The sequence below is a fragment of the Sulfitobacter sp. M13 genome, assembly GCF_053474885.1.
Genome location: NZ_CM130281.1, coordinates 1,799,462 through 1,810,445, shown reverse-complemented (window position 1 = coordinate 1,810,445; position 10,984 = coordinate 1,799,462). Strand labels below are relative to the sequence as shown.

General features: G+C 57.8%; 9 protein-coding genes, 1 tRNA gene and 1 pseudogene. 5 read left to right on the top strand and 6 right to left on the bottom strand.

Going from position 1 to position 10,984, the window contains the following annotated elements:
* Nucleotides 1–9: 9 nt before the first annotated feature.
* On the bottom strand, nt 10–822 hold the full coding sequence (locus tag ACVBAU_RS08660) for a crotonase/enoyl-CoA hydratase family protein (RefSeq protein ID WP_448325717.1): 813 nt from the start codon (nt 820–822) through the stop codon (nt 10–12).
* A gap of 369 nt (nt 823–1,191) precedes the next feature.
* On the opposite strand from ACVBAU_RS08660, the gene ACVBAU_RS08655 reads away from it, so the two are divergent.
* Nucleotides 1,192–1,267 (top strand) — tRNA-Val (locus tag ACVBAU_RS08655).
* Between the two features lie 209 nt (nt 1,268–1,476).
* Here ACVBAU_RS08655 and ACVBAU_RS08650 read toward each other — a convergent pair.
* The 5 genes from ACVBAU_RS08650 to ACVBAU_RS08630 form a co-directional block, all read right to left on the bottom strand.
* Nucleotides 1,477–1,749, bottom strand: a complete 273-nt coding sequence (locus ACVBAU_RS08650) for an HU family DNA-binding protein (protein ID WP_448325715.1) — start codon at nt 1,747–1,749, stop codon at nt 1,477–1,479.
* 264 nt (nt 1,750–2,013) lie between these two features.
* Nucleotides 2,014–4,425: an endopeptidase La gene (lon, locus tag ACVBAU_RS08645; RefSeq protein ID WP_335745271.1), complete on the bottom strand. Its 2,412-nt coding sequence runs from the start codon at nt 4,423–4,425 to the stop codon at nt 2,014–2,016.
* Between the two features lie 295 nt (nt 4,426–4,720).
* On the bottom strand, nt 4,721–5,818 hold the full coding sequence (locus ACVBAU_RS08640) for an alkene reductase (protein ID WP_448325713.1): 1,098 nt from the start codon (nt 5,816–5,818) through the stop codon (nt 4,721–4,723).
* A 105-nt stretch (nt 5,819–5,923) separates the two neighbouring features.
* Nucleotides 5,924–6,931, bottom strand: coding sequence for a tRNA guanosine(34) transglycosylase Tgt (tgt, locus tag ACVBAU_RS08635; protein ID WP_448328945.1), 1,008 nt, complete (start codon nt 6,929–6,931; stop codon nt 5,924–5,926).
* The gene (locus ACVBAU_RS08630) at nt 6,888–7,049 is read right to left on the bottom strand and encodes a hypothetical protein (RefSeq protein WP_448325711.1); all 162 of its coding nucleotides are present in this window, start codon (nt 7,047–7,049) and stop codon (nt 6,888–6,890) included. The genes tgt and ACVBAU_RS08630 overlap by 44 nt, the downstream gene beginning before the upstream one ends.
* 230 nt (nt 7,050–7,279) lie before the next feature.
* On the opposite strand from ACVBAU_RS08630, the pseudogene rimK reads away from it, so the two are divergent.
* The 4 genes and pseudogenes from rimK (at nt 7,280) to ACVBAU_RS08610 (ending at nt 10,930) form a co-directional block, all read left to right on the top strand.
* Nucleotides 7,280–8,661, top strand: a pseudogene (gene rimK, locus ACVBAU_RS08625) (30S ribosomal protein S6--L-glutamate ligase).
* Between the two features lie 86 nt (nt 8,662–8,747).
* Complete coding sequence (locus ACVBAU_RS08620; protein ID WP_093733017.1) at nt 8,748–9,110, top strand: SUF system Fe-S cluster assembly protein; 363 nt, start codon at nt 8,748–8,750, stop codon at nt 9,108–9,110.
* 126 nt (nt 9,111–9,236) lie between these two features.
* The gene (locus tag ACVBAU_RS08615; RefSeq protein WP_254700537.1) at nt 9,237–10,448 is read left to right on the top strand and encodes a glycerophosphodiester phosphodiesterase family protein; all 1,212 of its coding nucleotides are present in this window, start codon (nt 9,237–9,239) and stop codon (nt 10,446–10,448) included.
* A 137-nt stretch (nt 10,449–10,585) separates the two neighbouring features.
* Nucleotides 10,586–10,930, top strand: a complete 345-nt coding sequence (locus tag ACVBAU_RS08610; protein ID WP_093733019.1) for a HesB/IscA family protein — start codon at nt 10,586–10,588, stop codon at nt 10,928–10,930.
* Nucleotides 10,931–10,984 lie beyond the last annotated feature (54 nt).

Here is a 10,984-nt window from a genome sequence, read left to right as displayed (position 1 = left end):
AGGAGCTCGTTACTCGGCGTTGGGGCGGACCCGCGCGCCACTTTTATCGGCAAAGGCCGCAAGTCGGGCACGGGCGTCAGGCTGGGTATTGACCAAACCGGCGACCACGGCCTCAGCATAGGCGGCATCCATCGCGGACATGTTTTGCATGTGGCTCACCGCGCTACAAATCGCAAAGTTAGACAGCGGCAGGTTCTGGGCGGCCTGGCGGGCAAGCTCCATCGCCTTGTCCATGCTGGAGCCTTCGACGATATACTGCGCCAACCCTAGATCGACCGCCTCTTGCCCCTGATAGACGCGGCCCGTCAGCATCATGTCAATCATCCGCGCCTTACCCACCAGATCGGTGACACGGATCGTAGCACCACCGCCCGTGAACAGACCACGCTGGCCTTCGGGAAGCGCAAAATACGCGCTTTGATCCATCATCACTCGCACATGGGCAGAGCTGGCAAGTTCAAGCCCCCCACCGACGACAGCCCCCTGCAACGCGGCGATCACCGGCACGCCGCCATATTCCATCTTGTTGAATGCTTCGTGCCAACGCAGACAGACGTGCATGAAATCGGCCGGGCTGCGGTCTGCGTCATGGTGTTCAATCAGGTCCAGCCCGGCGCAAAAGTGATCCCCCGCGCCTGCGAGAACCACGGCACGGACACCGGCACGGGGTGCCGTGGAAAAGAAGGTCACCAGCTCTTCGATCGTGTCGATATCCAGCGCGTTCCGCTTGGTGGGCCGGTTCAGGGTCACCACCCAGACGCCATCGTCATGCGCCTTGATATCCAGGTTGCGGTAGCTGGTCGGATCAATCTGAACGGCCATGTGAAGTCCTCCTCTTTTGGGGCCGGTTTTTTGGTCGGCCCCGATGCCTCGCTGCTGCAAGGTCTTGCTGAATATAAGCAAAAGGCACTCCCACCTTTTGCGTGAATGCCCATTGAGTAACCTGCCCATGACACCCCGTCTATCGGTGTTCCGCTAATTTCAGCACGTCGGGTTCCCCTAGGGCAAAGCCCCCGCTAAGATTCGCGTTACGGCGATCACCTTGAGGCGGCAAAACCGTTTGAAAACGCACTGTTACCGTGGGTGTTCACCGCGAACGGGCACCGCGAAAGAAAAAAATCAAAAATAATCGTCGGGGCGTTAAAAATGGGGTTGAACCCCGCCCGATCCTTAGGGTAGTGAAGCGTTACCGGGTCGTTAGCTCAGTTGGTAGAGCGCTTCGTTTACACCGAAGATGTCGGGAGTTCGAGCCTCTCACGACCCACCATTTCACCACATACACAGTTCTACCAACGCAACCTGCGCCAACGGCGACAGGGTTTTCTGCGTTTGTTTGCAGAGGCTTATTAGCCTGCCCCCGCTTGGATCGATAGCCCGCGCCTTACAAACGGCAAAGCCCCCCACCAAGGTGAAGGGCTATTGTCGCTATCGTATCACTAAAAATAATCTGCGCCGGAAAAGCAGCAGGCCAAGGGATCACACGTCGGGCAAATCGCCATCTGCGTCTTGCGCTGAACCGTCGCCCTGCCCCGGTGTAACCTGACGCACTTTCACGCGGATCATCTTGCCGTTCTTCAACTCTTTTTCATTGATCACCTTCAGCTTGCCAAACGGCAGAAGGTTCAGCTCGCGACTGTCTGACAAGGCTTCCCCGAGAACAGAAAGCATCGCTTCGACGACGGGTTTCGCATCGCGTTTCTTCACGCCAGAACGCTCGACCACTGTATCGATTAGCTCTTTCTTGCGCATCACCGCCCCATGATCACCGGATGTGGGGCATCAACAACGGCGGGTGTTGCGGTATCGTCTGCGATGTCGGCATTGGGCGTATTGGTTTTATTAAGAGTAGTCATAAAGCTGCTCGTCCTTTCAGCAGGTTAGCAAAACCCTAGCGAGGCGGCGGCAGGTCATCCAGAAAGGCCTGGAGCCAAACCCGTATCGGGCGAAAATTCATATGGCTTATGTTAGAAAGCCCGCCCCGAGGGGCGGACTTATAGTCATTGGCGTTCAAGCTTAGTGCGCTGTGGCACTGTCGCCTGCGGCGTTCCGGCGAGCCAAAGCAGCGGCGGCGGCGGCGTCCTCGGCATCTTGATCCCATTCGATCGCTTGCGGTTCGCGGACCAGCGCGTGTTTCAACACCTCAGAGACGTGTTTGACGGGAATAATGGTCAACCCTTCTTTCACGTTATCCGGGATATCCGGCAGGTCTTTTTCGTTCTCCTCGGGGATCAGAACGGTGGTGATACCGCCGCGCAGCGCCGCCAACAGCTTTTCTTTCAGGCCGCCGATTGGCATCGCATTCCCGCGCAAAGACACCTCGCCCGTCATCGCGATATCGCGGCGCACGGGGATTTGCGTCAGTACCGACACAATCGAAGTGACCATCGCCAAACCGGCAGACGGACCATCTTTGGGCGTCGCACCATCCGGCACGTGGACGTGGATATCCAGCGTATCGAACTTGGGCGGCTTTACCCCGATCTTGGGGCTGATCGACCGCACATAGCTGCTCGCCGCGTCGATGGATTCCTTCATCACATCGCCCAACTTGCCTGTGGTCTTCATCCTGCCCTTGCCCGGCAGGCGCAACGCTTCAATCTGCAGCAGTTCGCCGCCGACCGACGTGTAGGCCAGCCCGGTCACAACACCGACCTGATCTTCAAGCTCGGCCAACCCGTAGCGGTACTTTTTCACGCCGAGGAAATCCTCGATATTGTCGCCCGTCACGGTAATCGCGTCGGCCTCTTTTTTGACGATCCTGGTCAGCGATTTCCGTGCAACCTTGGCGATCTCACGCTCAAGGTTCCGCACGCCGGCTTCTCGGGTGTAATAACGGATCATGCTGGTCAAGGCACTGTCTTCGATGGCAAATTCCTTTGCCTTCAGACCGTGGTTCTTGATCTGCTTGGCCACAAGGTGCTGCTTCGCGATCTCGCGTTTTTCATCCTCGGTATAGCCCGACAGGGGGATTACCTCCATCCGGTCAAGCAACGGTCCGGGCATGTTGTAGCTGTTCGATGTGGTCAGGAACATGACATTCGACAGATCGTATTCCACCTCAAGGTAGTGGTCGACGAATGTGCCGTTTTGTTCCGGATCAAGCACTTCGAGCATGGCCGATGCAGGGTCACCACGGAAATCCTGACCCATCTTGTCGATCTCGTCGAGCAGGATAAGCGGGTTCGTGGTTTTCGCCTTTTTCAGCGCCTGAATGATTTTGCCGGGCATGGAGCCGATGTAGGTCCGACGGTGGCCGCGAATCTCGGATTCGTCACGCACACCACCCAGTGAGATGCGAATAAATTCACGCCCCGTGGCCTTGGCAACGGATTTACCCAGCGATGTTTTACCCACACCAGGAGGGCCAACAAGGCACATGATCGGGCCTTTCAGCTTGCTCGATCGTTGCTGGACGGCAAGGTATTCGACGATGCGTTCTTTAACCTTTTCAAGGCCGTAGTGGTCATCATCCAGCACTTTTTGTGCTTTCCCAAGGTCCTTCTTGGTGCGCGACTTCACGCCCCACGGGATCGACAGGATCCAGTCAAGATAGTTGCGCACAACCGTGGCTTCGGCCGACATGGGCGACATATTCTTGAGCTTCTTCAGCTCGGCGTCGACCTTTTCCTTGGCCTCTTTGCTCAGCTTTGTGTCCGCAATGCGGGCTTCAAGCTCGGCCACTTCGTTCTTGCCGTCTTCGCCATCACCGAGCTCGTTCTGAATGGCTTTCATCTGCTCGTTCAGATAATACTCGCGCTGCGTCTTCTCCATCTGGGATTTGACGCGGGTCTTGATCTTTTTCTCGACCTGCAAGACGGACATTTCGCCCTGCATCAGACCATAGACCTTCTCAAGCCGCTCGGACACCGATAGGGTCTCAAGCAGGTCTTGTTTCTGCTCGACCTCGATCCCGAGATGCCCGGCGACCAGATCGGCCAGACGCGCAGGCTCGGACGCTTCGGTCACTGCAGACAGCGCTTCTTCAGGGACGTTTTTCTTGACCTTGGAATACCGCTCGAACTCTTCGGCGACGGTTTTCAGCAACGCCTGAGTTGTGGTTTCATCACCGGGCTCTTCCGTCAGATATTCGGCTGTCGCTTCAAAGAAGCTATCGTTCTCAAGATATTCGGTGATGCGCACCCGCGCCTGTCCTTCGACCAGCACTTTAACAGTGCCGTCGGGCAGTTTCAGCAGTTGCAACACATTCGCCAACACGCCGGTGTTAAAAATGCCGTCGGAATCGGGGTCATCCACACCGGGGTCGATCTGGCTTGACAACAGGATCTGCTTGTCATCGGCCATGACTTCTTCGAGGGCGCGCACGGATTTATCGCGGCCAACAAAGAGCGGTACGATCATGTGGGGGAACACCACAATATCGCGCAGGGGCAACACCGGGTAGGATGCGTTCAGAGGCTCTAACATGCTCTTTTCCTTATACTGCAAGATGACACTGGCCCCTATCTTAGGCGACCGTTCGTTCATCTCCTGTTCTGAGTAGGATATTTGGGGACCCTACTCGCCTGTTTCAATCCCCATTATGCTGTGATCCGTTCGAACGCGGGCCATCTGGCGTGAGGTCCGCCCCAGAATGAACCGCCACCGGCGGACAGACAAGCGCGGATCGCATGATTAGCGGCGAAAAGCGGCAATAACCATGGTTAACCGGCCCGAATGACAAAAAACGGGCCGGAAATCTTCTTTTTCGCGCTTAGCGAGCTTATTCCGCAGCGACCTGTTCGAGGAAGGGATAATCGGTATAGCCCTCTTCCCCACCTGCGTAGAAGGTGCTTGTGTCACCGTCGTTCAGCGGTGCGTCAAGCTCGAGCCGTTTGGCCAGATCGGGGTTCGCGATATAAGGGCGACCAAAGGCCACCAGATCAGCCTTGCCGTTGGCAACTGCGTCAATCGCCATGTCGCGGTCATACAGGTTGTTCGCCATATAGACGCCGTCGAACAGCGACCGCAGCTTGCCAAGGTCTTCGTTGCTGTCCAGATCGCGCGACTGGCCGGTCGACCCTTCAACCATGTGAAGATACGCCAGATTGTATTTATTCAGCGCGTCGACAACGTAATCAAAGGTTTCTTGCGGATTATCGTCGGCGATCGCGTTCGCAGGGGAAAACGGCGACAAGCGCAGACCGACGTGATCGCTGTCCCACGCATGAACGACACCGTCCAGCACTTCGAACAGCAGGCGCGCGCGGTTTTCGACCGATCCGCCATAGGCGTCATCACGTTTGTTGCTGGAGGTTTTCAGGAATTGATCCAGCAGATAGCCGTTGGCCCCGTGGACCTCGACTCCGTCAAAACCGGCCTTACGCGCCATTTTGGTCGCGTGGACATAATCGGCGACGATGCGTGGCATCTCGTCGAGTTCCAGCGCACGGGGTTCGGATGTGGGGGACATCCCGTTCTTGGTAAAGGTTTTAACATCCGCCGCGATGGCCGACGGGGCGACGGGTTTCTGACCATCCGGCTGGATATCAACATGGCTGATCCGGCCCACATGCCACAGCTGGATCACGATCTTGCCGCCTTTGGCGTGCACCGCATCGGTTACCTTTTTCCATGCGGCAACCTGCCCTTCGGTGTAGATGCCCGGCGTTTTGATGTACCCTTTGCCTTCGGCGCTGATCTGGGACGCTTCGGTGATGATGATCCCGGCCCCGGCGCGCTGTGCGTAGTATTCGACGTGCATATCGCCGACTTCGCCGGTGTCGTCATTGGCGCGGCTGCGGGTCAGCGGGGCCATAACAATGCGGTTCGCGGCCTCGATTGCGCCGGTTTTCAACGGGGTGAATAATGCCTCAGTCATGGAAAGCTCCTATGGGGTGTTGTCTCTTGACTACAGCACCTAAACCTCCGCCCCGTCATCACAAGGACCGGGGCGCAGGTTTATTCCAATCAAAGGAAGGTTTTCCTAAAGCGGGTCGATGTCGCCCTGTGCCCGCTGGCTATGAAAATCAGCCTGCCACGCATCAAATGTGCCCGCCGCAATCGCACCACGCATACCGGCCATGATCTCTTGGAAATAGTGCAGGTTATGCCATGTCAGCAGCATTCCCGAGATCATTTCCTGACTGCGGAATACATGATTCAGATAGGCGCGGCTGTAGTTGGCACAGGCCGGGCACGTGCAGGCTTCGTCCAACGGGCGCGGGTCGTCAGCGTGGCGTGCATTCTTGATATTCACAACACCGTGACGGGTGAAAACCTGCCCCGTACGCCCGGACCGCGACGGCAAGACGCAATCCATCATATCAATGCCACGCGCAACGGCACCGACAATATCGTCGGGTTTGCCCACCCCCATCAGATATCGCGGCCGGTCCACCGGCAGCATATCTGTGGCAAAATCCAGACAGCCGAACATCGCCTCCTGCCCCTCGCCCACGGCCAGACCGCCCACGGCATAGCCGTCAAAGCCCACATCAATGAGCGCTTTGGCGCTTTCCTCGCGGAAATCCTGTTCAAGACCACCTTGCTGGATACCGAACAGCGCATAGCCCGGACGGTCGCCAAAAGCGTCGCGGCTGCGTTTGGCCCACCGCATCGACAGGCGCATCGATTCAGCAATACGCGCCCGATCCGCTGGCAAGGCAGGACATTCGTCGAAACACATCACAATGTCCGAGCCGAGCAGCTTTTGGATTTCCATCGAGCGTTCAGGCGTAAGCTCGTGCTTTGATCCGTCGATGTGGCTTTTAAAGGTCACGCCCTTTTCGGTCAGCTTGCGCAGATCCGATAGGCTCATGACCTGAAACCCGCCGGAATCCGTGAGGATGGGTTTATCCCAGTTCATGAATTTATGCAGACCGCCCAAACGGTCGATCCGTTCAGCAGTGGGACGCAACATCAGATGGTAGGTGTTGCCCAGCAGGATATCAGCCCCCGTGGCCGCGACGCTTTCGGGCATCATAGTTGACAGTGGCCGCGGTGCCCACGGGCATAAAGGCGGGTGTGCGAATATCGCCCCGTGGGGTAGAAATGACACCGGTACGCGCCGCGCCATCGCGGGCCTGAAGATCAAACGAGAATTTTTTCATGACTGCGGCTATAAGATGTCACCAAGACAGGCGCAATCATGCAGTTCATTTGCCCGATCACGGCGGCTGTCATGGAAGGTCCGCAAAACCGCGCTATATCCAGCGCGAACCGCCGGGGCGCTGCCCCGGACCCCGGGATTTATGCCATTTGGAAGCCGGTGTCGTGGCTTGAGTAGACGCGGGCGACCTGCTAGGCGGCGGGATCATTTAGCTGTGCCGGAGTGTGTGACATGCAAGAATTGACGTTTGGCTGGGAAGAATGGATTGCCCTTCCTGATCTGGGCCTGCCTGCGATCAAGGCAAAGATCGACACCGGCGCGCGCACCTCGGCGCTGCATGCCCATGACATCGAAGTCTTTGGACCCGCGTCCAAGCCAAAAGTGCGTTTCACCGTGCACCCCGTAGCAGGCAACGACGACATCACCATCACCTGCTCTGCTCCGATCATCGACCGGCGCGAAGTCACCTCTTCGAATGGCGAGGCCGAACTGCGCTATGTCATTTCGACCAAGATGGATGTTGCGGGTCAAAGCTGGCCTATCGACGTGACCCTCACCAACCGTGCCGGCATGACCAGCCGTATGTTGCTGGGGCGTCAGGCGCTGACCGATCACATCACCATCTCGCCCACCGAAAAACGGCTACAGCCGGACCTGAGCTATGACGTCTACCACACCGCTGCCGTACGTCACAAAGCGCCGCAGCGGGCCTTGCGCGTCGCCGTGCTAAGCCGTGAAGCCAGTAACTATTCCACATCGCGTCTAGTCGAAGTCGGCGAAGCCCGCGGCCACACAGTCGAAGTGATCGACACCACCCGCTGCTATATGGCGATCAACGCCATGGCGCCCGAAGTGCATTACGACGGCAAACGTCTGCCGCGCTATGACGCTGTGATCCCGCGGATCGGGGCGTCGGTCACACCCTATGGCTGCGCCGTCATTCGCCAGTTCGAAACCATCGGCACCTATTGTGTCAACGGTTCTGCCGGCATTCTGTCCAGCCGCGACAAGCTGCACGCGCATCAGGTTCTGGCTTCGAAAAAAATCGGCATGCCCACGACCGCTTTTGCCGCCTCGCCCAAGGACACGTCGAACCTGATGGCGCTGGTGGGCACCGCGCCCCTGATCGTCAAGTTGCTGGAATCGACCCAAGGCAAGGGCGTCGTGCTGGCTGAAACCAAAAAGGCCGCTGAATCCGTGATCGATGCGTTCCGCGGGCTCAAGGCGAACTTTCTGGTGCAGGATTTCGTCAAGGAGGCGGCGGGCGAGGATCTGCGCTGCCTTGTGGTCGACGGCAAAGTCGTTGCCGCAATGAAGCGCACGGGCGCGGATGGCGACTTCCGGTCCAACCTGCACCGCGGCGGGACGGCGCAGTTGTGCGCATCACCAAGCTTGAACGCGAGACCGCCCTGCGCGCGGCGCGGGCCTTTGGTCTGGGCAAAGCGGGTGTGGATTTGCTACGCTCTGACAGCGGGCCCAAAGTCCTTGAGGTCAACAGCTCGCCCGGATTCGAAGGAATCGAGAAAGCCACCGGCAAGGATATCGTCGGCATGATCTATGACATGATCGAAGCGCGGGTAAAGCCGCAGCCTGTGCGCAAGCGCAAAGGATAGATCAAACCATAGATCATGGGGCTGTCCTCTGGACGGTGCTGGATGCAATCCCTATATAAACGATAAGATAACGCAGCGAGGCCCTGATGACTGACAGTACCCAATCTCTTGAAGGCACCCCTTTGATCGCGCCCTCGTCAACGGATCATCCGCTGTACGAGCAGATCACAGAGGCCTGCCGCACGGTATATGACCCTGAGATTCCAGTGAATATCTATGAGCTGGGGTTGATCTACACGATCGATATCAACGCGGAAAACGAGGTCAACATCAAGATGTCCCTGACCGCGCCCGGCTGCCCTGTCGCGGGTGAGATGCCCGGCTGGGTTGCCGATGCGGTTGAACCTCTGCCCGGCGTCAAGACCGTCGACGTTGAATTGGTTTGGGAACCACCATGGGGCATGGACATGATGTCTGACGAAGCCCGTCTTGAACTGGGATTCATGTAAGCTCATGGGCAAACATCGGGGCGTGACTCACGTCCCGGTTGATTTTACATCACTTTCACGCAATGGTCGCATCATTGTAACATCCGGTAGCCACACCGCAGCCAGATGATTTATATTGGAGCGATCATGCGACTAACAACTGCCCTTACAGCTTTGGCCTTGGCCCCGACCGCGCTGCTGGCCGATGCCCATAGCACCCCCACGCCCGTCGAATACGGCCCCCGTCCCGCCTATCTGGTAGACAAGCTCCCCGATGGCGATCTTAAGGACAAGCTGGCTTCCTGCATGGGCCAGACGCCGTCGAAAACCGATTTCTCGATCGGACACCGCGGCGCGCCGCTGATGTTCCCCGAACATACCGTGCAATCCAACGTTGCTGCGGTACGCATGGGGGCCGGCATTCTAGAATGTGACGTGACCTTTACAGCAGATCACGAACTGGTCTGCCGCCACGCCCAGAACGATCTGCACACCACCACCAACATCCTGTTGACCGATCTTGCTGATAAATGCACCGCGGGCTTTACCGCTGCTGCGGGCGAGAATGGTGCCAGCGCCGAATGCCGCACCTCTGACATCACCTTGGCCGAGTTCGAAACGCTGACCCCCAAGATGGACAGCGCCGATGCGACAGCCACGACTGCCGAAGAGTATCAGGGCGGCGTCGCCAGCTTCCGCACGCAGCTTTATAGCGACGGTGCCGATCTGATGACCCACGCGGAATCGATCGAGCTGTTCAAATCCCTTGGTGCAAAGTTCACCCCCGAACTAAAGTCCGCCTCGGTCGAGATGCCGCATGACGGCTTCAGCCAAGAAGACTACGCGCAAAAAATGATCGACGAATACAAATCCGCAGGCATCCCTGCCTCGGACGTGTGGGCGCAGTCGTTTAACCTGGATGATGTGCTTTACTGGATCAAGGCCGAGCCCGAGTTCGGGAAGCAAGCCGTTTATCTGGTGGAATGGAGCGAAGGTTTTGACGAGCAGGACCCCAGCACCTGGACGCAGGATTTCGCCCAGTTGAAAGAGCAAGGCGTGCAGTATCTGGCCCCCTCGCTGAACATGCTGCTGACCAACAAGGACGGCACACTGGCCGCCTCTGACTATGCGATGAAAGCAAGCGAAGCCGGTCTGAACCTGATTGCCTGGACGCTGGAACGCTCTGGTCCGCTGTCCACAGGCGGTGGATGGTACTTCCAGTCGGTCGGCGACATCATCACCGACGACAGCGACTATCTGGTTGCGCTTGATGTTCTGGCGCAAGAAGCGGGCGTAAAGGGTGTCTTCTCTGACTGGCCCGCAACCGTAACCTATTACGCAAACTGCATGGGGCTGTGAACAACAGCATATGACCGTGCGCAGCAGCGTTTGACGACAGGGCCGTCCCTTCGGGGGCGGCCTTTTGCTATTGTGCAGACCCCCGCTTGAGAAACCGCGCCAAAGGCCTTATCTTGTCAGTAACAGGAGTATTCAGCATGTTCGCGATCCCAGGCAAGCAAGCCGTCACCATCACCCCCAAAGCCGCCAATCAGATCACCAAGCTGATGACGTCCGCAGGCCATGCCGGTCTGCGCATCGGCATCAAAAAAGGGGGCTGCGCCGGCATGGAATATACCATGGAGTATGTGAACGAGGCCGACACCAACGACGAAGTTGTCGAACAGGACGGCGCGCGGGTGATGATCGCGCCGATGGCACAGATGTTTCTTTTCGGCACCGAAATCGACTATGAAACCTCGCTGCTGGAATCCGGCTTCAAGTTCCGCAATCCCAATGTGACCGAAGCCTGCGGGTGTGGCGAATCCATTAAATTCGGCTAACGGCAGCCGGCCGCTCGCGCTGCGTGTGACGTGAGCTTGACGTTGCCCTGTCGG